Source organism: Hymenobacter defluvii (assembly GCF_017589435.1).
GTDB lineage: Bacteria > Bacteroidota > Bacteroidia > Cytophagales > Hymenobacteraceae > Hymenobacter > Hymenobacter profundi.
Genome location: NZ_JAGETX010000004.1, coordinates 12,477 through 37,748, shown reverse-complemented (window position 1 = coordinate 37,748; position 25,272 = coordinate 12,477). Strand labels below are relative to the sequence as shown.

Annotated in this window: 26 protein-coding genes; all 26 read left to right on the top strand. The window is 61.5% G+C overall.

Going from position 1 to position 25,272, the window contains the following annotated elements:
• Positions 1 to 8: 8 nt before the first annotated feature.
• The 26 genes from J4D97_RS08925 (at position 9) to J4D97_RS08800 (ending at position 24,984) form a co-directional block, all read left to right on the top strand.
• Positions 9 to 1,622 (top strand): hypothetical protein, encoded by a 1,614-nt coding sequence (locus J4D97_RS08925; protein WP_208307285.1) that lies wholly within the window; start codon positions 9 to 11, stop codon positions 1,620 to 1,622.
• Positions 1,622 to 2,371 (top strand): hypothetical protein, encoded by a 750-nt coding sequence (locus tag J4D97_RS08920; RefSeq protein ID WP_208307284.1) that lies wholly within the window; start codon positions 1,622 to 1,624, stop codon positions 2,369 to 2,371. Before J4D97_RS08925 ends, J4D97_RS08920 begins: the two co-directional genes overlap by 1 nt.
• A gap of 5 nt (positions 2,372 to 2,376) precedes the next feature.
• The gene (locus tag J4D97_RS08915; protein ID WP_208307283.1) at positions 2,377 to 2,856 is read left to right on the top strand and encodes a hypothetical protein; all 480 of its coding nucleotides are present in this window, start codon (positions 2,377 to 2,379) and stop codon (positions 2,854 to 2,856) included.
• Positions 2,857 to 3,037: 181 nt separating this feature from the next.
• Entirely contained in the window at positions 3,038 to 4,486 is a 1,449-nt protein-coding gene (locus J4D97_RS08910) for a S49 family peptidase (RefSeq protein ID WP_208307282.1), read from the top strand.
• Between the two features lie 59 nt (positions 4,487 to 4,545).
• Complete coding sequence (locus J4D97_RS08905) at positions 4,546 to 5,532, top strand: hypothetical protein (protein ID WP_208307281.1); 987 nt, start codon at positions 4,546 to 4,548, stop codon at positions 5,530 to 5,532.
• Positions 5,533 to 5,621: 89 nt separating this feature from the next.
• Entirely contained in the window at positions 5,622 to 5,966 is a 345-nt protein-coding gene (locus J4D97_RS08900; protein WP_208307280.1) for a hypothetical protein, read from the top strand.
• A gap of 52 nt (positions 5,967 to 6,018) precedes the next feature.
• Complete coding sequence (locus J4D97_RS08895; RefSeq protein WP_208307279.1) at positions 6,019 to 6,591, top strand: hypothetical protein; 573 nt, start codon at positions 6,019 to 6,021, stop codon at positions 6,589 to 6,591.
• Between the two features lies 1 nt (position 6,592).
• Positions 6,593 to 6,826 (top strand): hypothetical protein, encoded by a 234-nt coding sequence (locus tag J4D97_RS08890; protein WP_208307278.1) that lies wholly within the window; start codon positions 6,593 to 6,595, stop codon positions 6,824 to 6,826.
• A 96-nt stretch (positions 6,827 to 6,922) separates the two neighbouring features.
• A complete protein-coding gene (locus J4D97_RS08885) occupies positions 6,923 to 7,087 on the top strand; it encodes a hypothetical protein (protein ID WP_208307277.1) in 165 nt (54 codons plus the stop codon).
• The gene (locus tag J4D97_RS08880) at positions 7,087 to 7,755 is read left to right on the top strand and encodes a hypothetical protein (protein WP_208307276.1); all 669 of its coding nucleotides are present in this window, start codon (positions 7,087 to 7,089) and stop codon (positions 7,753 to 7,755) included. Before J4D97_RS08885 ends, J4D97_RS08880 begins: the two co-directional genes overlap by 1 nt.
• Entirely contained in the window at positions 7,743 to 9,026 is a 1,284-nt protein-coding gene (locus tag J4D97_RS23855; protein WP_208307275.1) for a DNA methyltransferase, read from the top strand. The genes J4D97_RS08880 and J4D97_RS23855 overlap by 13 nt, the downstream gene beginning before the upstream one ends.
• A complete protein-coding gene (locus J4D97_RS08870) occupies positions 9,004 to 9,693 on the top strand; it encodes a hypothetical protein (protein ID WP_208307274.1) in 690 nt (229 codons plus the stop codon). Before J4D97_RS23855 ends, J4D97_RS08870 begins: the two co-directional genes overlap by 23 nt.
• Positions 9,680 to 11,380: a hypothetical protein gene (locus tag J4D97_RS08865; protein ID WP_208307273.1), complete on the top strand. Its 1,701-nt coding sequence runs from the start codon at positions 9,680 to 9,682 to the stop codon at positions 11,378 to 11,380. Before J4D97_RS08870 ends, J4D97_RS08865 begins: the two co-directional genes overlap by 14 nt.
• Before the next feature lie 306 nt (positions 11,381 to 11,686).
• Positions 11,687 to 12,043 carry a hypothetical protein gene (locus tag J4D97_RS08860; protein ID WP_208307272.1) on the top strand — a complete coding sequence of 119 codons (357 nt, stop codon included), beginning with the start codon at positions 11,687 to 11,689 and terminating at the stop codon, positions 12,041 to 12,043.
• Between the two features lie 35 nt (positions 12,044 to 12,078).
• A complete protein-coding gene (locus tag J4D97_RS08855) occupies positions 12,079 to 13,455 on the top strand; it encodes a hypothetical protein (protein WP_208307271.1) in 1,377 nt (458 codons plus the stop codon).
• Positions 13,409 to 14,440, top strand: coding sequence for a DUF6712 family protein (locus tag J4D97_RS08850; RefSeq protein WP_208307270.1), 1,032 nt, complete (start codon positions 13,409 to 13,411; stop codon positions 14,438 to 14,440). Before J4D97_RS08855 ends, J4D97_RS08850 begins: the two co-directional genes overlap by 47 nt.
• Positions 14,440 to 14,988 carry a phage holin family protein gene (locus J4D97_RS08845; RefSeq protein WP_208307269.1) on the top strand — a complete coding sequence of 183 codons (549 nt, stop codon included), beginning with the start codon at positions 14,440 to 14,442 and terminating at the stop codon, positions 14,986 to 14,988. The genes J4D97_RS08850 and J4D97_RS08845 overlap by 1 nt, the downstream gene beginning before the upstream one ends.
• Positions 14,985 to 15,443 (top strand): lysozyme, encoded by a 459-nt coding sequence (locus J4D97_RS08840; protein ID WP_208307268.1) that lies wholly within the window; start codon positions 14,985 to 14,987, stop codon positions 15,441 to 15,443. The genes J4D97_RS08845 and J4D97_RS08840 overlap by 4 nt, the downstream gene beginning before the upstream one ends.
• Before the next feature lie 4 nt (positions 15,444 to 15,447).
• Complete coding sequence (locus tag J4D97_RS08835; RefSeq protein ID WP_208307267.1) at positions 15,448 to 16,005, top strand: hypothetical protein; 558 nt, start codon at positions 15,448 to 15,450, stop codon at positions 16,003 to 16,005.
• Between the two features lie 160 nt (positions 16,006 to 16,165).
• Entirely contained in the window at positions 16,166 to 16,477 is a 312-nt protein-coding gene (locus J4D97_RS08830; protein ID WP_208307266.1) for a hypothetical protein, read from the top strand.
• Positions 16,478 to 16,585: 108 nt separating this feature from the next.
• Positions 16,586 to 17,401: a hypothetical protein gene (locus tag J4D97_RS08825; protein WP_208307265.1), complete on the top strand. Its 816-nt coding sequence runs from the start codon at positions 16,586 to 16,588 to the stop codon at positions 17,399 to 17,401.
• On the top strand, positions 17,401 to 17,937 hold the full coding sequence (locus J4D97_RS08820; RefSeq protein ID WP_208307264.1) for a hypothetical protein: 537 nt from the start codon (positions 17,401 to 17,403) through the stop codon (positions 17,935 to 17,937). The genes J4D97_RS08825 and J4D97_RS08820 overlap by 1 nt, the downstream gene beginning before the upstream one ends.
• A 3-nt stretch (positions 17,938 to 17,940) precedes the next feature.
• On the top strand, positions 17,941 to 19,875 hold the full coding sequence (locus J4D97_RS08815) for a SprB repeat-containing protein (protein WP_208307263.1): 1,935 nt from the start codon (positions 17,941 to 17,943) through the stop codon (positions 19,873 to 19,875).
• Positions 19,872 to 21,221: a hypothetical protein gene (locus tag J4D97_RS08810; RefSeq protein WP_208307262.1), complete on the top strand. Its 1,350-nt coding sequence runs from the start codon at positions 19,872 to 19,874 to the stop codon at positions 21,219 to 21,221. Before J4D97_RS08815 ends, J4D97_RS08810 begins: the two co-directional genes overlap by 4 nt.
• The gene (locus tag J4D97_RS08805; RefSeq protein WP_208307261.1) at positions 21,218 to 21,655 is read left to right on the top strand and encodes a hypothetical protein; all 438 of its coding nucleotides are present in this window, start codon (positions 21,218 to 21,220) and stop codon (positions 21,653 to 21,655) included. The genes J4D97_RS08810 and J4D97_RS08805 overlap by 4 nt, the downstream gene beginning before the upstream one ends.
• A gap of 11 nt (positions 21,656 to 21,666) precedes the next feature.
• On the top strand, positions 21,667 to 24,984 hold the full coding sequence (locus J4D97_RS08800; RefSeq protein ID WP_208307260.1) for a phage tail tape measure protein: 3,318 nt from the start codon (positions 21,667 to 21,669) through the stop codon (positions 24,982 to 24,984).
• The last annotated feature ends 288 nt before the right edge of the window (positions 24,985 to 25,272 follow it).

Sequence of the window (25,272 nt, the reverse complement as noted above, 5' to 3'; positions counted from 1 at the left end):
CGGAAGTTATGGCAAAGCTTACCCTACCTGCTTATAAGCTGAAGTGGCAGACGCGCTTCCGCGACAACGATAACTTCGAGATTGGCGAAGCGGATCTGCGCGAATTCGCGCTTGATACGGCCGACACGTTCGGCCTGGCCGATACCGCCTGGAACTACCGCGGCGCGTTTGTGGTGCTCACGGCGCCCGACACGGTGCTTGTGGCCAAGGGGGACGTGTTCACCTACGGGCGCGGGCTCTGGCAGGCACTAGAGGCTGGCAGCGTAAGTGCCGCACCGGTGGCTGGCTCGCAGTGGCGGCAGCTGCTGGCGTTTCCCGAGCAGGGCTACCAGGACGGCGGCGTGTTCGTGCCTGACACCGCACAAGCTGTGAAGAAGGACTGGGTGTACACCTACGGCGTGCAGCGCTGGCAAGCGCAAAAGGATATGACGGCCAACGCCGCCCCGGTGCAGGGCGCGAACTGGCAGAAAGTGTTCGACGCGACCCCCCTGCCGGCCAGTGTGACCGTGCCCATGCTGGCGGCCGACACCGTCCGCCGGCTGCTGCCGGCGGCGAACGGCGTGCTGGCCTGGTACAACAGCGCCCCACTCGGGTTTTACTCCTCGCTCTCGCAGGCCGCCGACAACGTCGGTCCCGGTAGCAACGGCAAGGTAATGCTCTACCAAGTGTACGGCCGGCTCGGCTCCAGCACCACGCAGCAATACGTTTCGCACTCGGCCACCATCCACCTGATGCCCGGCGCGGTGCTGACGTGTAGCTTCCTGCCCTTGTTCTACGGGCAAGAATCGGAGAGCACGTTGCGCAAAATTCGGCTGACAGGAGAAGGAGAACTAGTAGGTGATCTGTGGAACAACGGGTGTAGCCAGGGCTTGCACCTGGAAGTCGAGTGCGCGAAGTGGACGGGGCAACTCCGGCATACCGGCTACTTCAGCGCAAGTCGTACAAATTATTGGTTTCGCGGCGTGCGCATCAACACGCCCGCCGGGCTCGTGAGCTTTGTCGTGGCGTATCAGTACAGCGGCTTTTACGCGTTGCCGGCCTTTATTTGGCTCGACACGTGTATTCTGACCAATCCTGACCGTGATATTTCGCTTTTTAAAGGCACGCAGTCGGACGGCGCCGGCGCCAACCCCGGCGACACGCAGACGCAAAACATTGTCCGGCTCACGAACACGACGCTCTATAAAGCAGCCGGCGCGCAACTCATCAACCAAGCCCAGGGCGGGGCTACTCTGGAGCAAGATGCGGCCGGTGGCGGTGGCCCAGCGCCCGACCTGAGCAACTACGTCACGCTCACGCAGCTGGAAACGGTACGTAGCACGCTCACGAGCGGCCCCGTCGTAACGGGTTCCTATACACTTCAGCTGGCGGATAAAGGCAGTGTCGTCACGGTAAATTCGAGCAGCGCATGCAGCGTCGTGCTACCCGAAGACGCGGTGGCGTTTCCGGTCGGTACGATCCTGGAAGTGTCGCAGGAAGGCGTCGGGCAAGTATCCATCAGTGGCGTAGCGGGCGTCACTGTGACCGGCTACCCCGGCGTAAAAACGGCCGGGCAGTACGCCATTGTCGGACTGCGCAAGATGGCGGCTAATGCATGGCGCGTAACGGGAGGAGTTGCATAATGGCCGCCGGACACGCACACCGCCGCCCGCTTACCCGTTGGCTGGCCTCCACGCCGCCCGTTGAGCCCGAGCAACCGGCCCAGCCGCTATATCCCTTCCATAACTTGGTACTCCACGTCGATACCAGCATCGGCGCGGCCGGGGTAACGCTCAACGGCAACGGTCAGGTTACCGCCTGGAAAAACCAGGTAGCCGGCGGGGCTCACTTTGTGCCCGATGCCCCACTGGACTACTACCCCGATGGTAGCACCTACGCCGTGGACTGCCGAAAAGGCACCCTACTCGCCACCCTACCCCAAACCTACGCCTCGCCAGCAACCATTTTCCTGTTGCTGAAGGTGCTGCCTAATACCCCTTACTCGGAGTACCAGTTACCCATCGAGCTGAGCAATACCGCCAATGCCGACGTGCTGCGCGGTTTTGTGAAGCAAAGTACCAACGTGCTCGTCTACGACGGCAACAGCTATATGGACCTAAGCGGCCAGTACCCAATCAACAGCTATTGCATCGTTAGCTATACCACGTCCGGCGACGGTGAATATTATACGGGCGGCTTTAACATTAGGAGCCCTGGTATTTCCGGGGGCGGCTACGGCGGGTTTTATTACAACCGCAGCTTCAACCGCATTGCGTGCGCCGTCGGGAATTACCTACTCAAACTCTACCTAGTCTATAACAGACGCTTAACCGAACAAGAAACCGCCGAGGTGGTGGCTACCATGCAACAACGTTTTACCCTCTTTCAGTAAACCCAATGCCCGTAAAACAAATAAATCGGCCCTTTATTGAGGTGCCCGTAAGTGACCGAATCATTGGCGGAACCGTCGTCAAGCAGGTGGCGCGCTACGTGAAAATGACGGACGAGCAGCTACCCAACGGCGAAGTACTGGTAGTCATTGAGTTGAAGGTGTTTTTGTTCTCGGTGGATCCGCACGACCCTACCCAATGCGGCCCGGCGCTGACGGGTCCCGGCTTCGCCTCCTACCCGCGTTTCCTGCACGCCAATAACCAGACGATTGTCGATGGGGAAACGGGCGCCATCCAGGCCATCCGTACCGGCCAGACGGAAGCAGAATGGGCTGAGGTAGTAGCTTCTTTCAGTGAAACAGAGATGTTTCAAGGGGATTTCTTCTTAGAAATGCGCGACAAGCGCAGCGTAGAAATTGGCCCGATGATTCGCCAACACATCCGGGCCGCTGACCTGCTGATGAAAAAGTTTACGGTATTTGAGTGATGCTCGGCCCTGGCTTCATCATTGGTGCCGTGGTCCTGCTCGTGGCCATAGTAGCCGGCGCGGTCTGGAACGCCCGTGCTAAGTAGCACCTGCCGCCTGCTCTATAGAGTGGGCGGCTTTTTTGTGTCCTTTTTGCCGATTCCCGCCGCCGGCAGCTTTGCATCACTATTTACCCAAGGTGATGCGAATCAATACCCTTCTATCTGCTATTCTGCATGGTGCGTTCCTCATGGAAGGAGCGGCCATGCAGACCTTTAATGCCCTGGCCGTGCAGGTGCTGACCGGTCAGCTCCAGGCCTCCAGCTTCGGCGAGGAGGAAAAAAAGGAGCCTGTAGCGGCCTGCTATGCCCTCACGCCGCACGCCGCGGGCCTAGGCATTGTCGGCTACGGTGCCCTCAGTGAGGTGCCCGCCGGCTCGGTGGCCATCCACACGATTGCCGGCGTGATGCTACCCGAGGACTCATGGTTCACCGGGATGGGTACGCGCACTATCGGCCAGCGCATCCAGGCGGCCGACGCGCACGAGAACATCATCGGCCACGTGGGCGTGTGGCGCACGCCCGGCGGCTCCACGAGTGGCCTGGAGTCGTTTGCCAGCATCATTGCCGGCACGCAGAAGCCCTTCGTGAGCTACGCGGAGCAGATGTGCTCGGCCGGTTACTGGGCCGGTTCCAGTGCCAACGGTGGCATCGTCGTGGGCGGCCGCACAGCCATGATCGGCAGCATCGGCACCAAGATCGAGTTCCTGGATTTCAGCGGCTTCTACGAGAAGCTGGGCATCAAGCAGATCGGCGCGAATGCCACTGCCTCGACCAACAAGAATGCCGCTTTCGATCAGCTGATAGCCGGCAACGCCAAACCCATCCAGCAGGAGCTGCTGGACCCGCTCAACGAGGTGTTTCTGAGCACCGTGCGCGCCAACCGCGACGGCAAACTCGCCGCCAAGCAAGAGAAAGAACTGCTTTCTGGCATGGTCTATATCGGCCAGGCCAACGTCGACAACGGCCTGGGCGACGTGCTCGGTACGCTCGACGACGCCGTGAACCTGGTGGCGCAGCTGGCTGAGCAGGCCGGTGACGCCAGTGCCAGTTCGGCCCAATCTGCCACCATTTCAAACTCTAATACCGTGTCGCTTTTCGCTAAGAAAAACTCGGTGACGCTGGGCGCAGCCATGTTCGCCCTCGTTGCCCAAGCAACCGTGACGGCCGCCGCCGCCGCCGCTGCAAATGAAGAACTGGTTGCTGCCGGCATCACCGGCGCCGCCCTCATCACCGAGGCGCAGGAGCAGGCCTACGAGGCCACTGCACAGGAGCTGACTACTGCGCAGGCAGCTCTACAAACAGCCAACCAAGAGCTGACCACGGCACAAGCTGCGCTGAAGGTGCATACCGACGCCCTAGCTGCCGCCGGTGTGGCTGACGTGGCTGCCCTGGTAAAGCAGCGCGACGAGTTCGAGGCCAAGGCCAAGGAGTACGGTGCCATGGATGGTGACACGTCCACGACGGCCGTGCGCAAGAACGGCACCAGCGACGTGGAGACGCCCGACGCCGATGCCAGCCAGAAGCTGATCGACGAGCTGCCCCACAACCAGGCCCTCGACAACAACCCGCTGTTCGCTGCCCGCCAGTAGGCGCGCCAGGCCTCCGCTACAAACGAGTTCAACTACCTCATTTTCACACCTGTATTGCAATGACTATTGCCAATATCATTACCGAGTTCGGGGCGTACTACCTCAACAACGGTCAGAACGCTACTCGCTTAGTGCAGCTGCTGTTCCGCCCGGCCGTGACGTCGCTGCTCTTCACGCCCCGCGTGACCGACGACACCATCTACCAGGCCTCGCAAACGCGCCTGGGCCGCATTTTGCAGCCCTTCCACAAGAACTGGACGCCGCTGGGCGCCTTGGAGGCGCTGCCCATCGTCATTAAGAACTTCCGCCTGAAGGCCGACCTAGAAGAGACGCCGGACGATCTGGAGGCCACGTGGCTGGGTTTCCTGGCTGGTGACGGCCTGGACCGCAAGACCTGGCCCTTCGTGCGCTGGTTCATTGAGGTGCACGCGCTGCCCCAGATCCAGGAAGATTACGAGCTGAACGAAATCTACCTGGGTGTGCGCGCCGAGCCTAACGGCACGACCCCCGGCGCTGCCGGCACAGCCGTAGACGGTATCCGCAAGCAGATCAACGACTTTGCTGGCTCGGGCCGCACGGAGCCGATGATCCTGGGTGCTATCCCAACCGACCCCAAGGCGTTCTGCGAGTACGTGGAGTCGATGGCCCACCAGACGGTGAAGCGCTACCGCAACGTGCCCATGTTCCTAAACATGAACGAGGACCTGGCCCTGCGTTACGCCATCGGCCGCGACGCCAAGTACAACCTCACCACGACCTACACGCAGGGCGCGCCTACCCCGGATGCCGCCAACCTGCTCACGACGGCCGTGCCGATCCAGCACGCTCGCCAGCGCGTGATTGGCCTGCCCTCCATGGGCGACTCGACCAAGATCTGGATGTCGCCCGCCGACAACATGATCCGTCTGGAGAAGAAGACCCAGAACGCGGGGCAGTTCCAGATCGAGAGCGTGGACCGCAAGCTGAAGCTCTTCACCGACTTCCGCAAGGGCACGGGCTTCCTGATGCCAGAGGCCATCTTCACCAACGACCAGGACATCGACTAAGCGTCTACTTGCTGCACCGCCGGCTCCTCGCTAGTAGGGGAGCCGGCTTGCTGTAACATCCTATCATTCATCTTCAAAGCCTTGCAAACGTGGCTGCTACTACCAACAAAGAAGTTAAAAAGGAGGACGTGGTCCTCACACCAGAACAGGAAATTGCTGCCCTAAAGGCTAAGCTGGCCGAAAAAGACGAGCAAATCGCTACGCAGGATGGCATTATTGCCGACCAGACGGAAGCGCTAAAAGCCGCCGAGGCGCAAGGCGCCGGCGCGCTGCCGGTCGTTACCTGCGACGGCAAACAGTACAAGGTGCTGGCCCGCAAGTTCACCCTGGACGGGGAGACGGTGAAAGCCGAGACACTGAAGACCGAAGCCGGCAAGGCCATCGTGGCAAAGCTGATCGAGACAGGCTCGGGCATCCTGAAGCTAGTCAAGTAGGCTGGCCAGGTACTTCAATTAATTCACTAACAGTCTTATCTATCTTACTACTATGGATTTGAGCAATTTGACGAGCCTAGGCGGCCTAGAGGGTGCCGATAACACCCCCGGCTTGCTCAATTACGTACTCTGGGCGCCGATCAGCTGGTTCGCCACCATCTCAAGAGCACCTAAGTACGACCCGACGGCCGCACCGGGCACATCGGCCATCATCGCTACCAAGCACACGTTTAAGCCAGGTTTCGGCTTTATTCGCATTTACCTCACGCTGGACAGCAACGAGTTGAAGGGCAGCGTCGTGGGTGAGCGGGATGGTCGTGGCCAGAAGATCGAGCTGGAAGGTTTTCACCCCGGCAACAAGGCTGCCGCTTTGGAATTCTTCAACATCGTGAAGAACATCGATGGCATCATGCTCGTGCCCGATGCCGATGGTACCTACGTGCAGGTAGGCGCTGATGGGCTGCCCGTAGAATTGGCCCCGGCCTACAACTCAGGTAAAATCTCCGGTGGCCGTCGTGGCATCACGGTGAAAGCCGAGTGCTACGCAGCCGGTATCAAACTCTACAGCGCCGACGTGGAGATGAAGCCGGGTGATCAGAGCCCAACGCAGACGCCTACTACCTAAGATGACCCAGCAATCCTTTCCCCAGCTCCGGCCGGAGGTAGCAGCAAAATACGAGGCGACCATTGTCCCCACCCGGATCGAGATCCAACGGCTGCGGCGTACAATCGATTTATGCACGTTGACGCTGGCCGAGGCCGACGAGCTGGTGAAAGATCCTCAGTTCACCTACCTGGTCGCGAAAAAAGCACGTAAGCGCATCGGCACGGCAAAAGCCGCAACAGCATCCAATTCGTAGGAACCGAATTGGTGAACCGAGGGAAAGGCCTCAGCCGCTTGGCTGAGGCTTTTTTGCGTCCTTTTTCACCGAGGTAGGCGGTGGCAGTTTTGGGATGTGAAACACAGAATCGCCCCCACCAAACTTGCCATCGTGCAAACGCTCACCGGCCATAAAGTCCGGATCCTGAAGACAGACCTAATGCGCGAAAACGTGCAGGTAAAAAGCCTGGTCACTGGCCTGCCTTTCTGGACCACCCCCGACCAGTTGCGGCCCCTATAATGCGATCGGACGTGCAGGCTTGGCTGGCCAACTACGCCGACTACGCCGCCGGCGCCGCGCTGTATGCCGCCCATGGTACGAGCCCGGTGTACCGGCAGCTCTTCGCCCGCGGCGAGACGAGCTACAGCCGGCAGCTGCTCGTGCGTGAGCTGACGGCGCTGGCCACGCGCGAGGAAAGTGTAGTGCCTAAGTCTCCTACTCCTAAAATCGTGCTGCCTGCACTGGAAACTCCTATTTCAGTATCCGAAGCACAAGAGTCGCCTACCCCTAAAGTCCCAGCGTCTGGGGAACACGCGCGCAAAGTGCTCCAGCAACTGAAAGCTCTGCGCGACGAGCGCAGCCACCTGCACGCGCAGCTCACAGCGCCGCGCCTAGCCAGGAAGGACCGGCTGCAGCTGGCCCTGCGCATCCTCGCTATCGGCGACGAGGTGTTGGCTGCTGAGCAGCGCCTGGCTTACGTGCAGCAGCATGGCCACGAGCCGCCCGGCCCGGTGGCCACGGCCGACGTGACCGATGCCGGCGAACTGCGCCGCCGCCTCGATAACCTAGTGGCCCTGCGCAGCAAGGTGCGCAAGCGGCTCGACCGCGCGGCCGAGTTGCCGCAGCTGGAGGCCGATATCCAATTGATCCGCGAAAAACTAAATCCTACTAAAACGTGTCAGAATTAGCACCTCTATCCTGGACTACGCAGCAACGCCGCGTGCGTGAGCTGGTACCACTTGACTATAATCCCCGGATCCTGACGGATGAAGGGCGCGAACGACTCACCCGCAGTATTCGCAAATTTAACCTGGCTGAGATACCCGCCATCAACCTCGATAACGCCGTGCTGGCCGGCCACCAACGCCTGGCCGTGCTCATTGACCTGGGTAGGGGCGAGGAACTAATCGACGTGCGTGTGCCGAATCGGCAGCTCACCAAGGAGGAACTCGACGAGTACAACGTCACCAGCAACGTCGGAGCCGGCCAGTGGGACTACCAGAGCCTGCTGGATAACTTCAGCCACCTCAACCTCGACTCCATCCTGGATACGGCCGCGCTGGAGCAGCTCACGGCGCACGCGGCTATCATACTGCCGCCGGCCGAGGAGCAGGCGTTCGACCCGGCGCCGCCGGCTACGCCCATCACCGTGCTCGGCGACGTGTACGAGTTTCAGAGTGTCGGCCGCGGCCTGGTGCACCGCCTGGTGTGCGGCTCGAGCACGGAGGTCGACGTGGTGGATACGCTGCTGCAGGGAAAGCTGGCGCAGCTGGTGGTAACGGATCCGCCCTACAACGTCGACTACCAGGGCAAGACCAAGCAGGCGCTCAAGATCCAGAACGATAAGATGGACGGCAATGCCTTCTATCAGTTTCTGTACGACTTCTATACCAACGCCTATGCCCACATGGCGCCCGGTGCGCCCATTTACGTATTTCATGCGGATAGCGAAGGCGCCAACTTCCGCCTAGCCCTGAAGGACGCGCAGATCAAATTGGCGCAGTGCCTGGTGTGGGTGAAGCAGGCATTCGTGATGGGTAGGCAAGACTTCCACTGGCAGCACGAGCCGATTTTGTACGGCTGGAAGGAAGGCGCAGCGCACAGCTGGTACTCCGATCGCAAGCAGACCACGGTGCTCAAATTCGACCGTCCTGGGCGCAATGCGGACCACCCGACCATGAAGCCCCTCGACATCCTGGAATACCTGCTGGAGTGCTCCAGCAAGCAGGACGACGTGGTGTTCGATGGCTTTGGTGGCTCCGGCTCGTTGCTGATTGCCTGCGAGAAGCTACAGCGCGGCTGCCACGCGGTCGAACTGGATCCGGCCTATGCCGACGTGCACGTGCGGCGCTACGTGCAGTTTATGCGCGATAACCAGCGCCGCTTTACCATCACCCGCAACGGGGAGGAACTCTCCGAGGCCCAGCTCGACGCGTATGTCAACGCAGTTGGTGCCTAAAGACTTACCTGGTGCGCAGGACGTGATTCTGCACAAGTCGACGGCTGTGGAGCGCATCTACGCGGCCAGCATCCAGGAGGCCAACGGGGAGGGCCCTGGACTGAAGGCGCTGTCGCCGGCCGACCAGCTGGTCAACCAGCAGATCGAGGCGGCCTACGCGCTGCTCTCGAACTACCACACCTTCGACCAGGCGTGGCCGTTGCTGGCCAAGCAGTTCGATATCAGCCGCGCCACGTGCTACCGGCGCCTGGCCGACGCGCAGAACCTGATGGGCGACCTGAAGAAAGTGCGTAAGGAAGGCCGCAAAGCCATCCTGATGGAATTTGCGCGCAAGATCCTGCAGTTGGCCCTCACCCAGCGCCCACCCGATACGCGCGCTGCTCTCGCGGCGATGAAGTTCGAAGCCAACGTAGCCGGCCTGTTGCGGGCCGACTCGGGCCAGGAGGAGGCCGCTGGCGTGGGTGGAGGCAACACCAGCTACGTGATCAATCTGACGGTAGAGGGCCGCAAACCGCGCACCATCAACCTAATGGACCCGGATAGCATCCAGGATGCCGATTACGAGCTGATCCAGAGTGCCGTGCAGCAGAGCGTGTTCGGCGGCGACCAGATGGCCAAGATGATCGAGGAGCGGCGCGAGGAAGGAGGCACCGATGGTAATCGTTGATCAGATCAAGCTCAAGTTCAACCAGCCGCAGCTGCGCTACGTCACGGCCAAGGGCAAGAAGGAGGGCGTCAGCATCTGGGGGAGGGGTACGGGCAAGTCGACGATTATCGCGTGGGACATCCACGAAATCGTGCAGACGATGCCCCGCTCGTGCTGGGTGATTGTGGGCAGCACTTACAAGCAGGTGCTCACACGTACGTTGCCCTCAACGATTGCCGGCCTGGAGGCCCTGGGCTACAAACTGGACCGGGATTTCTACGTTGGCCGGCGCCCACCACCCTCGAAGCTCTTTGACCGGCCCATCCAGGGGCCGCTGAGCTACGACCACTTCATCATTTTCAAGAACGGCACCGGGTTTCACCTGGTGTCGCTCGATGCGGGTGGTTCGGCCTCACGTGGCCTGAACGTGGACGGCTTTATCGGTGACGAGGCCCTGCTGTTCAACAAAGAGAAGCTCGATGCTGACTTGTCGGCTACGAACCGCGGAAATGGCCAGTATTTCGGTAAAAACCCGAAGCACCACGGCGTTTTCCTGTTTTCGTCGATGCCCTGGGGCGACCAGGGGCGCTGGCTGCTGGACAAGAGCAAATACTACGAAAACGACGGTATTGACCTCACGGATCGGCAAAACGAGCTGATTGCGGCGCAGGTGCGCTTTATCGACGCCGAAACCGACGAGGAGCGCCTGCACATCTGGCGCGAGCAGGTGGTGCAGCTGATGCTGGACATCCGCTACTACCCCAGTGCGGCCACAAAGGGTAGTTTCTACTCGGAGGCCAACGCCTTCGACAACATCCAGAACCTGGGCCTGCAGTACCTGCTGGATCAGCGCCGCTTCATGACCGACTTCACGTTCATGATTGAAATCATGAACCGGCGGCCAACTACGGTGGAGGGTGGGTTCTACCCCAAACTCAACCAGGCCCGCCACGTGGTAGCGGCGGATGCGGACGACTATATCCTGGGGTTGGAGTACAACCTGAAGAAGTTAGCGGCCGCCGGTGGACCGCAGAAACTAGGCGACCAGGACTTGTCTGATAGCCGGGGTGACGGCGACTGCCGCAGCCACCTGCCCCTGGTAGGGGCCGTGGACTGGGGGGGTAAGATCTCGGTGCTCACGGTTGGGCAGAAGCACGACGACGTGCGCGAGTACCGCATCCTGAAGGGCATGTACGTCAAGCACCCGAAGATGGTAAGCGACCTGGCGCACGCCTTCTGTGACTACTATCAATATCACCTACGCAAGGAGCTGATCTTTTTGGAGGATGCCGAGTGGGGTAACAACCGCAACCCGAATAGCCCCTGGACGCTGAACGAGACGTTTATCAAGGTGCTACAATCACGTGGTTGGCGCGTGAGTAGGGCCAACCTGGGACGCGTACCTGGTCATCCTACCCGCTACCTGGTCGCGCAGGAGATCCTGGAGGAGAAGGACCCACGGCGCTACCGTATGCGCTTCAACAAGGTCAACACCAAGGATGTGGTGCAGGCCATGCTGCTGGCCCCAGTGGGGCAGGACACCAAGGGCAACATCAGTAAGATCAAGAAGAGTGAGCGCAACGAGAGCTTCCCGCAAGAGCACGCGACGCACTTCACGGATACGGTGGATCTACACATGCTCTACATCGGTACCGAGGTGCTGCTCACGACGCCTGACTTCAGTAGCATTGTCATCACGTCGCGTTAGCAACCTATCAATAGCACAACAACCTGATAGGTTCTGATAGCCCCGACCCCCAACGGTCGGGGCTTTTTCGTGTCCCCACCTGGCAGATATCACCGAAGTCGCCCCTGGCAGCTGCCGACCGAGATTAGTGCAAGCCGGGGTGTTCTGCTAGACTTCTGAGACTGCAAACGCTCCAGACACGGCAAAAACAGCGTTTCCAGCGCGTGCGGACATATTGGGTTGAGACTGGCTTTTTATCTTTTTTGGGGGGCACGCGGTCGTTTTCGTGTCCTTTTCCTGCTCTGGCGCCCGCGGCAGTTTTGCACCATGCAAACCGTCCCGATTCGCCTCAAAGATGCGCTTGACCTGCTGGATAGTGGGACGCCGATGGCCGTGCGCTTTGTCAAGTGTAACCGGCGCCAGCGCACCGGCGGCGACTTCGGCGAGCTGCCGGCCGCGCGCCTGGGCCGCAAGAAGTCGGCTGTGCTGCGCTTGCCTACTGCCGCGGAGGAAACCGAAGCCGACCGCGCCGATTGCGCGGCCGACGGCCTGGTGCCAGTGCCCAAGGACCCGCAGCACTGGCGCCATGCCACCCGCAACCTAGTCGATACCCGCACCGGCAACCTGGTGAAGGTGCACATCTATCTGCTCGTGTTCGTCGCGGGCCGCAAAGTGATTATCTAAATATGCAACGCGTAGTATTTACCTCGGCCGGGAACATGGCCTATATGCCCCGCACGGGCGGATTCGTGCGGCTCAACGGCGCGCTAGGCGCCGCGGCCTGCCCTGCCGGCGCCGCGGCTGAAAAGCCGGCCGGCGTGGAGTCGACGACGCCCATCGAAAAGGGCCAGAACGGCGATGTCGCGCTTTGGGGCGACGCCAACGACTTCCCGCAGCAGGTTATAAAATCTATTAATTCCAACACCATCCTGCCGGCGGTCCTGGACTGGAAAACACGGGCCGTATATGGCGGGGGTGTGGTGTACGGCCGCGTGACGGACTACGACAAGGACGGCAACGAGCAGTTTGAGCGCGTGCGCCTGCCGGAAGTGGAGGCGTTTTTTCGCCGCAGCAACATCAAGCGCTACGCTTTCGAGTCGCTGCAGAACATCTTCACCTTTGCCAACGGCTTTCCCGAGCTGATTCTCTCTCGCGACAGGAGCCGTATCACCAGCCTTTCCACGCCCGATACGGCGTTTTGCCGCTTCTCGGTGCCAACGCTGAAAATGCCGGTGCCCGAGTGGTGCTACGTCTCGGCCAACTGGCCCGATGCCCAGCCCGGCGACGGCTACACGACCCGCGTGCCGGTGCTCGACCCCTACGGCGACGCCGTGGAGGCCCTACGCGCCGATAAGCGCGGCTTCAAATACATCTACCCGCTGGCGCTGCCCTCGCCGGGCCAGTCGCTCTACCAGCTGGCCGCCTGGAACAGCATCCGCAAGTCGGGCTGGCTGGACGTGGCGCAGGCCATTCCCGAGTTCAAGGCGGCCATGTTCAGGAATCAGCTCACGATCAAGTACCTGATCGAGGCGGACGTGCGCTACTGGCAGTGGAAGTACCCCGACTGGGATACGCTGCAACAGGACCAGCGCCGCACGATTATCGACGACGAACTGGCTGCCTTCGAAGACACTATGGCCGGCAACGCCGGGGCGGGCAAGACGGTGATGTCCGTCACGATTCCGGATCCGCAGACCGGGCAGCAGATCTCGGTGTTCAAAATCACCGCCATCGACGACAAGATTCGGTCGGGTCTGCACATCGAGGACTCACAGGAGGCGGGTAGTCACATCTACACGGCCCTGTCAGTCGATCCAACGCTGATCGGCATCTCGCCCGGTAAGGGCATGGGCGCCGGCTCGGGCTCCGACAAGCGCGTGGCCTTCAACACTTTCATCTCGACTCACCGCTTCCATCAAGACCTGGTGCTGGAAGTACTCTACCTGGTGCGCGACTACAACGGCTGGCCGGCCGACCTCGAATTCCGCTTTCTCAATCCGCTGGTGCAGACGCTCGATGCGTCCTCACCGGTGAAAACCTCTACTGGCAATGCCGCAGAAAAAGCCCCTGCTGACGACGACAGCACAGCTGAATAACTACGTCACGCTCGACACCAACGAAAGGGAGCTGCCGGCGCCCCTCGTTACGGAGCTGCTGCGGCTGGAAGCCCAGCTGCTGCGGCCGTTGCTCGGTGGCCCGCTGTTGGACTGGCTGCGCGACCAAGCCGACGCCGACCCGGCGCTCGACGAGGCCGACTCGCTGGCCGGCGAGCTACTGCGCCTGGTGCACGCGCCGCTGGCGCGCATCGGCCTTGCGGGCGTGCTCGACGAGTTGCAGGTGACGGTGAGCAACACTGGCATCCACATCATGCCGGGTAGTGGCACGCACAAAACCGCTTTCCAGTGGCAGGTGGTGCGCCTGGACCGCACGCTCAGCCGCAAGGGCTACCTCGACGTGAACGTGCTGGTGCAGTGGTTGGAGGACAACTACCAAGCGTCCGAGGAGCTGAAGGAATGGGCAGACTCGGCGCATGGCCAGCAGCACCGGCAGCAGCTTATTACCAGCGCGCCGGAGGTCAGCAGCCTGGTGGACATTCAGGACTCGTGGCGCACGTTTCGTGCCCTCTGGCCGGTGATGCAGCGTCAATCCACCTTTGTGCTCCAGAACGCGCTGGGCCAACTCTACTGGGCCGAGTTGCACGAGCAGGTGCGCAGGCGCACCGTCACGCCAGAAAACGAGCAGATCCTGCGCGACTACGTGCGCCCGGCCCTGGCGCACCTGACGCTGGCGCGTGCCGTGCCCGAGGGCCTGCTGGCGCTGACCAGCGACGGCCTGGTCCTGGCGCAGGAACAGGAGCAGCCGGCGCGCCCCGACGTGGGGCTTGCCCAGCTACTGGCCATGCGCGCCCGCGACGCCGAGCAGACAGCCAACGTGTACCTGCTGCAACTGTGCCAGCACCTGAACGCGCAGGCTTCGGCTACTCACTACGCGACCTACTATCACTCGCCGGCCTACGTGAGCCCGGCTACTCCCAAGAATCCCATTAACACTACTCAATCGCGGGTATACCGCTTTATCTAATGCGTATTCTGCTCGATGCTGCCGGCGCCGTGGCGACCAAGGGTAGCAAGCTCGAAGTATCCCTGCTGGCTGGCATTACGGCTCTGCCGTTCGTGCCGCTGGTTGAAAAGTACCTATTCAAGGACTGGCAGTTCCTGGGCTTTCTGTCGGTGCTGATCATGGTCGACACGTTCACGGCCGTGAGCTATGCCTGGCACGTGGGCACGCTCAGCAGCCGCGCGTTTTCGCGCCTGTTCAAGAAGCTGCTGATCTACATGGGCCTGCTGATCATGGCCCACGTGATGACCAGCTTTACGGTCAACGGTCAGCCCAACTTCCTGTTTCAGCACTTCAACTGGCTGATTTTTATCTCCATCATGGTCCGCGAGGCCCTTTCCATTGTGGAGAATATTGGCGCCATGGAGCCCGGTCTGGTGCCGCCCTGGGTGCGCAAGCGCCTGGCTATGCTCAACGAGTCCGGCCCTAGCCTAAGCGCTGTTTTTACACCCGACCCATCGGCGCCTGCCGCTGCACCATCCCCTTCGTCACCACCTACTGACCCCGTATGAAAACCGGAGCTAAGGGCCTCGCCCTGATTAAAGTAAAAGAAGAGTTCCGCGCCACGTGGTACACCTGCCCCACGGGCTACCCCACCATCGGCTACGGCCACGTGATCCAGAAAGGGGAGGAGCGCTACTACAACGCAAGCCTGACTGAACCGGAGGCCGCCGCCCTGTTGGCGAAGGACCTGGCCCGTTACGAAAAGGCCGTGCTGCGCGGTACGGAAGCCGCGACGCTCACCCAGAACCAGTTCGATGCCTGTGTGTGCCTGTGCTACAACATCGGCGAGGCGGGCTTCGAAGGCTCAACCGTGGCCCGCTATATCAACGCCCGCGTCAGCGAAGTGAAAATTCGCGAGGCCTGGTCCCGCTGGAACAAGGGGACCGTGAAAGGGAAAAAGGTCGTGCTCAACGGCCTGGTAACGCGTCGCAAACAGGAGGCCGACCTCTTTTTTAGCAAGTAGGGCCATGCAACAGCGAGAAAAACGTGAGTTCGTCTTTGATTGCGTGGTGGTGCTGTGCACCTGGCTGCTGGGCCTTGCCCTGGGCTACGCGCTGAGCAGTTGTGCCACCATCCGGCCCGAGCCGGTCGCGCCACTGCTGGCCACGACGCCACTGGTGGCCACCGACTCACTGGTCGCGCCCGAGGTCAACTTCCGTCGGCCGGATTACGCCCGTAGCCTGCCTACCCGGCGCGGCGACGTCATCGACGCGGCACCGGTGGCTAGCACCAGGGGCAGCGTGCTAGGGGCGCTGTACGCTGTATTTGGTGGTAAGGTGAAGGATAAGAGCCGCAACACCTACCAGACTACCATCTACAACGCGCCGGCCAAGGTCAAGGACAGCAACGTGGCCACCGACTCGGGCACGGTGACGGATAATCGGAAAGCTGCCAAGAAGCAGGACGAGAAACCGAAGATCGATCAGAGCACCAACCAGGGCCTGGCCAGTGGGCACATCGTGGCTGGCGTTGTCGTGGTTTTGGTAATAGCCGCGCTGGGCTTCTTTTTCTTCCGGCGGAAATAGATACCTTCGTCCCGCGAACATTCTGAATACCCTAAAACCGGACACCTTGGCCGCAGAAAACGGCTGGGGAGTAGAGCGGGAGTGTGACCCGTATTTCTAAGGTGTCCGGTTTGGGTACTTCAGATGTTCGCAGCGATTTCCCCGGCTTGCCGCTGCTGATATGGCCAATAAAACCCCAAAAGCCCCCATCGGCTTCGGCCGTAAACCTGACCCAGACCCCAACGGCACCGGCGACGGTTTCCGGCTACACAGTGGCGACGTAGACAACGAGCAGGAGGAAAATGAGGAGCAGGGCCCACCTCCGCGGCAGCCCAAAGCTACCCCTGTTTTTGTAGGTGATATCGAGGCCCACGCGATTTTGGGGGCATATAGTTTGTTCCCGTTAACGCCCTTAAGCAATCTGGAGTATCAGCTGATCCAGGTAGTAGCAGGCCTGGAGAGGGAACTAGAGAAGTACAACCAGGAGTTATAGGGACGTGCCTTGTGCACCGTACGCCCTTTATTGCAGGAAGCCCCGACCTTATGGTCGGGGCTTTTTCGTGTCCTTTTTCACCGAAGTAGCCAGCGGCAGTTTTGCCGCATGGAAACCCTACAACTCGGTTCGAAACGCTACCAGGTGGCCAGTACCTGGAACCAGCTCAAGCGGCCCCAGCTGCTGCATGTGGTGCGCGTGCTCTATGGCCCCCAGTCGCACTGGCCGCTGAAGCTGCGGCTGCTCAGCGCCCTAAGTGGTGCGCATTTCCACGACTTACTAAGCCTGCCCGCCGTGCAGGCCGTGCAGCTCTACCCGCTTACCGACTTTCTGTTCGACGAGGACCAGTACCTCACCGAGCAGCTGTTGCCCGAAGTGCGCGTGCCCATCCAGTACATTAAGCAGTGGCGCGCGCGCTGGGTAGGCCCGCGCAGCAGCTTCCGCAACCTTCTGTTTGGTGAGTTCATCTTCGCCGACACTTACTTCCGTCTCTACGCCACGCGCCAGTCGGCCGAGGCGCTGGACCTGTTGGTGGCCACGCTTTACCGCCCGCTGGTACCAGGCATGAGCCCCAGCCACCCGCAGTGGCAGGGCGACCGGCGTGAACCCTTCAACGAGCACCGCACCGAGTACTACGCCAAGCATCTGCGCCACTTGCCCGACGCCGAGAAGCTGGCCATCCTCACCTGGTACCGCGGCTGCCGGCAGCAGCTGGAGCGCGAGTTCCCGGAGGTGTTTGAAGCGGCCGAGGGCATCACCTCCAACCAACAGGCCGGCGACTGGGGCCGCGTACTGCGCAAGCTCTCTGGTGGCGCCTTCGGCCCGCTGGACCAAACCGCCCGGCAGCACGCCCGCACGGTGCTAGCCGAGATGCAGGACATGGCCCGCGACTATCAGAAGGCCCTCAAAAACGCGAAATCCTAATGCGTACCTCCGACTACAACGCCCTGTTTCGGGGCCTGGCCATGCGCCACAAACTCATCCAGCACACCGAGGCCGCGCCGCGCTTCTGCCGCATCGTCGTCAGCATCGACCCCTACCAGAAAATCGTCGATATGTCGGAGCTGATGAGTAAGGTCATCGGCCGCACGATCAAGCCCGGTCCTGGCCAGCAGGTGCTCGTGGTGGAGTCTTTCCACACCCAGTACCGCGAGGCGGGCGACAACCGGACTCGCCTGCGCAGTGGCGCCTTCATGGTGCTGCAGCAAGTCACCGCCGGCGACCACGACGCCATCGAGCAGGTGCTGGACCGCACCGAGCAAACTGGCGAGGAGCTGCTGGCAGCCATCCTAGCCGACCCGAAGTACCAAGTCAAGAACCGTTTTGATCCGAGCAGCATCACCTCCGACGAGCTGGGCCCGCTGGGCAACGGCACCTGGTACGGCACCCGCTTCGACTTCGACTTTATTACCCCCGCTGCGGCCGCGCTGCACCACAACCCGGCGACCTTTCTTCCCTAACATATGCTGATCGAACTTCTGGTTGTCTGGACCTTCACCGAGCGGTGGCAGGACCCAGTAGACGACCGCATTTCCGAGGACCGATTCAATGCGGATCTATGGGCCTTCAACACCGATACCCGACAGGTAGACTATAAACCGTATCCGCTGGGGGGCTATTACAACCAGTGGACGGGAGAGGGTACGCGGGATGAGCGGCCCGTCGACTACAGCCGACCGACGGATGAAGAATTCTTCTCCTATGTCGAGGGGGCCACGCGCTATGGCTACTACCACGACGGCAACGGTGGCTTTACGATCGTGACCTCGGGGCTCGTGGTTGACTACTTCGTCGTGCTGGCCACGTGCTTCGGTAGTAGCACCGGCCAGATTACGGTGGCTCCCAGCGGTACGGCTGGCCCCTATACGTATCAGTGGGCGGATGGACCGACTACCCAGAACCGCGGCTTGGTGAAGGCCGGCCAGTACACGGTGACCGTGACGGACGTGCCCACGGGCGTGCGGGCAACCCAGCAGATTATGGTGGGCCAGAACCCGCGCATCGAAGTACTCGTGCGCAAGACCGACAACAACGTGGTGCTGGAGGTGAGCGGCGGCATGCCGCCGTACACCTACGCCTGGGACGACGGCAGTGCTGCGGCCGCGCGCGAAAGCCTGGAACCGGGCATCTACCAGTGCGTCATTACCGATGCAGTCGGCTGCTCCCAGACCGTAGAGGTCACCATCGAAGGCTACCGTTTCTACTGGAGCGGCAACCCCATCACGCTCAGCCTCGACGCGGGCCAGGACTACCGTGACGACCCCGGCACCAAGCCTGACCTCACCTTTCTGGTGGAAGTGTGGCTGGAGGAGGTATACGGCAGCGAGGCGTTCGTGCAGATCGGCACCGTGCTCGAGCAGCCCGCCGACCGCGACGGCCGCACCGTGTTCCAGGTGGAGGAGTTACTTGATGCCTACCTCGACTACCACGTGCCGGCGGTAGGGCAAGCCGCTATCACCCAGGCCACGCCGTTGTTTCGCCGTTTCTACCTCAAATACGCCGAAAACTATGGCGAGCCGGTGGTGCGCGATGCGACCACGGTGCTGACGCAGAACTTCGTGCTACGCGGCGGCCTGAGCCGCTACGAGGCCGTGACGCGCACCTACCAGGACAGCTACCGCCCGCTGGTGCGCCCATTTTTGACGTGGCAGCCCAACGACAAGGCCGTCTACCAGGACCAACCGGAGTTTCTCTACTACCTGGTCGACTCCAGTGTGACCGATTTCGAGTGGCGCCTGCGCGTGCGCTACGACGACGACTCCACCCAGGAGCGCACCGTGGCCACGCAGGAAGCGGTGCAGCGCTTCGAGGTGTACTGCCTGCCCGCCGGCTTCGCGCAGTTGGGCCTGGCCGACTCGGAGGAGCGCCACGTCGTCGGCTGGGACCTGTGGGTGAGTAGCACTGCCGGTGCGGCCCAGACCGAAACGCGCCGCTACCAGCTTGACCGGCGCCCGGTGCGCCAGTGCCGCTACTTGGTGCACGCTAACTCACTGGGCGGTATGGACACGGTGGCCATGGTAGGCGAGGGCCAGCTCGACGCGGAGGTCGCGGGTGAGGAAGTGGAACGCTCGCCAGTGCCGTTCCCGGACCCACTGCTGGGCGACCAGCTGGTGCTCGACCGCACCCTGCGCCCGGTGCTCAAGCTGGCCGGCGGCGTGTGCGACAACTCCCGCGAATGGCTGGCCACGCTGCAGGAGTTGCTGCTCTCGCGGCGCGTACTGCTGCTTACTGGCCCGCGCTGGCAGCCCGTCACGGTGAAAGCCCAGACCACGACCATCCGCAAGGACGGCGAGAACGTGCAGACGCTAGATATCATCCTGCAGTTGCCGCGGGAGCGATTTTACACCCCGCGCCTGGGGGCTGCGGCCGTCACGCGCCAAGACCTGCTACTGCCATGATGGGCCTGAAAACCGCCCTGGGCTGGCTGGACTTGCAGCCAGGCACCGTGGGCATCGAAATCAGCAATCCGTTTTTCCAGTACGACGCCGTGCCGGGCGTGACCACCTACCCGTTCCCCTTGCCCATGACGCCGGGCAACCTGCGCCGGCTGAACTTCCCGCACGTGCGCGCTGCCCAGGGCGAGCAGCCCGCGCCCGAGTCGGTGGAGTTCTACGTCGACGGCCAGCTCTGGCGCGTGGGCAGCCTGCTCTACCAGGAGCACCAGCCCGACAAGCAGGTGCTGCTGTACAAGTTCGCCGCCGGCGCCGACGATCTGCAGGCGCGCATCGACGGTGTGACGCTGGCCTCGCTCGACCTGGGCACGGCGCCCCTGCGGCAGGACGCGCAGCCGGAGTATAGTCTGCAAATGATCAGCAATCCGGACTTCTACGACGGCAAGAAGCTCGGCTACACGGGCCTGCTCAACACGGGCAACGGCAGCGTGCTCAGCCCGCAGCCACGCCTAGTGCCGCTGCTGCGGCGCGTGCTGGGCACCGTGGGCTACTCAGTGGCCGGGGAGTGGCTCACGCGCCCGGCGGTGCAGCAGCTGAGTGTCTACTCCGACCGGGCCGCCGAGGACGCGGCCGGCAACCGCCTGGCCGAAATTGCCCTCAACCAGTTCGTGCCGGCCAGTACGGGCGTGGGGGAACTGCTGGTGGGGGTGCAGACGCTGTTTGCGCTGGGCTTCGACTTTGACACGGTGCGCCGGCAGCTGCGCATCGTGCCCCTGCGTGAGGTAGCCGAGGACGACGCCTACCTGGTGCGCGAGCCAGGCGTGCTCACCCGCGCCGTGCCTAGCCTGTACCAGGGCTATACGCTGGAGATGGGGCTGGAGTCAGACGATGCGGTCAATAAGATGCTCGACACCAGTTGGGCAAAGCTCGTGGTGGGGGCCGGTAAGGATAGTATCAAAACGACGGCCGGAGCGCTGCATACGCGCAACGGCATCCCTACGGTGCACGTGCGGGGTGCCTCGCCCGCGTGGGACCTGGGTAACGAGTCGCGGTGTGGCCTGCGCTTCCTGTTTGACCGCTTCGACCAGCTCGTCGGTGAGTTGGTGCTGCGCTGGGCCGGGCCGCAGGGCCTGTACGAGCAGTGCCACAAGCCCTGGCTGGAGTTGCTGGCGCGCGCCGGCACGGAGGAGCGCACCATGCCCTTCCGCGTGGCCGACCTGCTGGCGCTGAACCCGGCCCGCAAGGAGATGGTCGGCCCGCGCAAATATCTCTGGGAGAAGGTTTCCGTGACCGTGAGTACGAGCACGCGCCTGCAATCTGCCCGCTTCACCTATCGCCACGTCCGCCGATGAGCACGTCTACCGACCAAGTACAACTGGCCACCCAGTGGCTCGACATCACCGTCGAGCGGTTTGTGGCCAACATTCGCCGCCTGAAAGTGGTCGACACCGGCGCATTGGCGGCCAGCTTTCAGCAGCAGGTGATTGGTGCAGCCGACGGCGACGTGCTGAAAATGCGCCTGAGCTACGCCGTGTGGGGCATGTTCCAGGATATGGGCGTGGGTAGGGGCATGGGCGCCGGCGTCCGGAAAGGCGACGACGGCTACGACCGGATCCGCAACAGCCGGGGGAAGCTCAAGCGCCACACGCGCAAGGCCCGCGCCTGGTACTCGAAGGAGGCCTATGCCCAGACCAAGCGCCTGTCGGAGCTGATGCTGGAGCTAAAAGGCCAGGTGCTGCTCACCACTATCACGGCCATGCCGACCCAAACCAATATTAACTTATAAGTAAAATCGACGTGGCAGTAGATAAGGAAAAGCGGGAGTTAGAGATTATCCTCAACGCCCAGCAGGCCAACGCCAGTATTAAGGAGATGGGCGCCGGCGTAGCCCTGATGAAGAATCAGTTGGAGAAGATGGCCGCGGACGACCCGCGCCGGGCGCAACTACAAAAGGATTTTCAGGAACTCAGTAAACGGGTAGGGGAAGCGCGGGCCGAGAACCGCACCTACCAGAAGTCGGTGGAGGAACTGGCCGAGGAGGAGCGCAAGCTGAACGAGCAGAATCAGCAGGTGATTCTGAACGGGAAGAAAGTCTCGGCCTCGTTCAACGAGATGGACCAGGCCGCGAAGCTGCTGGAAGCGCAGTTGAAGGACCTGTCAGCCGATGACCCTGGCCGCAAGAAGATGGTGCAGGACTACCAGGACCTGCAGCAGCGCATCGGGCTGGTGAAAACCGAGCTAGGCGAAACGGCCGAGAAGGGCTTCACCATGAAGGATGCGCTCATGTTTGCCGGCGTGGATCTAGGCTTGAGTGCGGCCGTCGACATCGTGAAGGAATTTGGGGCCGAAATCGCCCAGACGGTGAAGGAGTTCGGGGAGCTGCGCAGCAACGTCAACGGCCTAACGGGTGCCACCGGGGAGGAGTTGGACCAACTTACCACCGGCGTGGCGGGCCTGGCCAAGTCGTTCAACAAAGAGTACGACGAGATTTTGGTAGCCAGCAACGCGCTGAGCAAGCAGATGGGCATCTCCCAAAAGGAGGCGCTGGACTTGATCGAAAAGGGCTTCGTTTCCGGTGCCGACGTCAACGGCGAGTTCCTAGACCAGTTGAAGGAATATCCCGCGCAGTTCAAGGCGGCTGGGCTATCCGCATCAGAGTTTGTGGCCGTGATAAGCAAATCCCAAACGGACGGCGTGTTCTCCGACAAAGGCGCCGACCTGGTGAAAGAGTTCGGGCTCCGGATCCGCGAGCAAACCTCGGCTACCAAGGATGCGATGTTCGCAGCCTTTGGTCCTGAGTTCACCGAAACGCTGCTCGATGGGGTAAACAAAGGCACGATCTCCACCACGGAAGCGCTACAGCGCATCTCCAAGGAGATGGATACCACCAAGCTCACGGCGGCGCAGGCCCAGACCGTTATTGCTGACGTGTTCGGCGGGCCGGGTGAAGATGCCGGCCTGGACTACATCAAGTCGTTGCAGAACGTAGGCACCGGTATCGACGAGCTGATTGACAAGACCAACCCCTACATCCAGCGCCAGCAGGCCCTGATCGACTCCAACAAGGAGCTGGCCGGCGTGCAGAATGACCTGGCCAAGGAGTTCGAGGGCGGCAGCTCCATTATGGACCGCCTGAGCAATCAGGCCATGACGGTGCTCTACTCCATGGTGCTGAGCCTGGTGGCCGTGTTCAAGGAAATATTCTCGCCCCTGCAGGATGTGTGGAACGCGTTCCTGGAACTGGGTGAGTCGCTGGGCATCTTCTCCAAAGAAGGCATCACAGCCCGCGATATCGGCGAGGCCATTGGCGCCGTGTTTCGCGCCCTGCTGACTCCGACCCGCTTCCTAATATCGGCGCTGGCGGAAGGAGCAAAGTGGTTTATTGATTGGGCTAAGAACTCCGAGGTGGCGCGCGTGGCCATCCTGGCGTTGACGTTCCCGATCCGGGCGTTCTTTGAGTTGCTGACCAACGGGCCGGCCTATTTCGCGGGCTTCACGGCCGCCGCCGAAACAGCCTTTACGCGTATCGGCAGTGCGATTAAGATGGCCCTACGGGGCGATTTTGACGGTGCGAAAGCGGAGTTCGGCAAGTTAGGTGGTGATGCGGCCGCGTCGTTCCAGAAAGCGTTCAGCGATGCCATGAGCAAGAAGTCGCCCGACGCACCGACCGCGGCGCCGGCGGCGCCAGGGGAGGAGCCTACCCTACGCGCTGCTGGGGGCGACGGCACCACCCAGAAGGAGCGCGACGACGCGGCTAAGGCTGCCGAAGCGGCAGCCAAAAAGCGGCAGCAGGAGCGCGACAAGGCGGATAAGGATCGACTGGATGCCACGAAGCGCTGGGTAGCCGAGGAGGGTGAGTTGCTGAAGGGCCGCGACGCGTTGCTCGACCAACTCGACCGCCAAAGCATGACCGACCAGGAAGCTCGGCGCCAGGCGCAGCGCGACAAACTCTTTGCCGATGCTGACGCCCGCGTGGCTAAGCTCACTGGCACCGAACTGGACTACACCGAGCAGGTGAAAGGTATCGTCGAGGCCCGCAACCTGGCCCTGCGCGAGCTGGCCGATAAGTTCGAGGAAGAGGATGAGAAGAAACGGCAGGATGCCCTGGCAGAGCAGCTGGCGATGAATGCGGCAGAAGAAGAAGTGAAGATGGCAGAAGAAGAAGTGAAGCTGGCCAACGGGGTGCTTAACGAGCAAACCTTTCAGGATGCCATTTACGCGGTGAAGAAAGCCGCGGCTGAGCGTGAGCTGGCGTTGCTGCAGGAGAAAGGTGGTGTGGAGTCGGCCGAGTATGCTAAGGCCAGTGCCGCCAAACTGAAGGAGGAGGCCGCCTATATCACCAAGAAGAAGGCCCTCGACAACGAACTGGTCAAGTTTGAGATGCTAGTAGGCGCTGCCAAGAAGCTGCTCACTACCGAGGAAGTAGCCTTCCTGGGTGAAGCATTCGGTAAGAAGAGTGGTATCTACAAAGCGGCCATTGCGGCGCAGAAGGCGGTGGCCATTGCCGAAATCGGTATCGGGCTGAGCAAGCAGTTTGCGGCCAACGCCGAGGCCGGCGCCAAGATTTCGGCGCTGTTCCCACCGGCGTCCATTGGGTTGGGTACCGCCTACACGATTGGGGCAAACGTGGCCTCGACCGTTAGCGCAGGCGTGGCCACGGCCAAGGTGCTGGGCTTCCGCACCGGTGGCGCCACCGGTGCTGCTGGTATGGGCAAAGAAGTTGGGCTGCAGGTAGGCAGCAACGGCAAGCTAGTCGACTCCGATGGTTTCGCCGTGGCCGGCGTCGTGCACGAGAACGAGTACGTCATTCCAGCCTGGCTGCGGCAGGATCCGCAAGTGATCCAGATGGAGCAGTACCTGGAGGCCCGCCGGATGCGCGGCTATCTGGGTGGCGGTGCTACCTCCGGCGACGTGGTGCCGGCAGCGCCGGGCGCCGTAGTAGGAGGGGAGAGCCAACTCGTGCAGCTGCTCACTGAGTTGGTGACGGTGCAGCGCCAGCAGAATGATCGGATGGATACCTGGGCGCGTGATTTGAAGGTGATCCAGAGCCTATACGAGTTCGACCAGGAGTATGGTACCTATAAGAAGGTGAATAATGAAAGCGGTATCCGTTGATCAATCATTTAAGTTACTAACATGCAAATAGAGCAACTCCCCAATCGACGCATCACGGTCAAGTATGATGGGTTCACTGCTACGTGGGTTCAACCACGTGATCAAAGTTTACTGCCGAGCAGTATCGGGCAAATGATTAGAGATTCAGCAAAAGGCGACTGTTTCGCCATAGCAGAACGGATGTACCTCCGCTGGCATCATAAACTTAGGGTGTATTGAGTGTTCAGAAAAGAGTTCTTGCTATAGCCTATTGAATAGGCTATAGCGCACATGCAACCTATCCGTTGC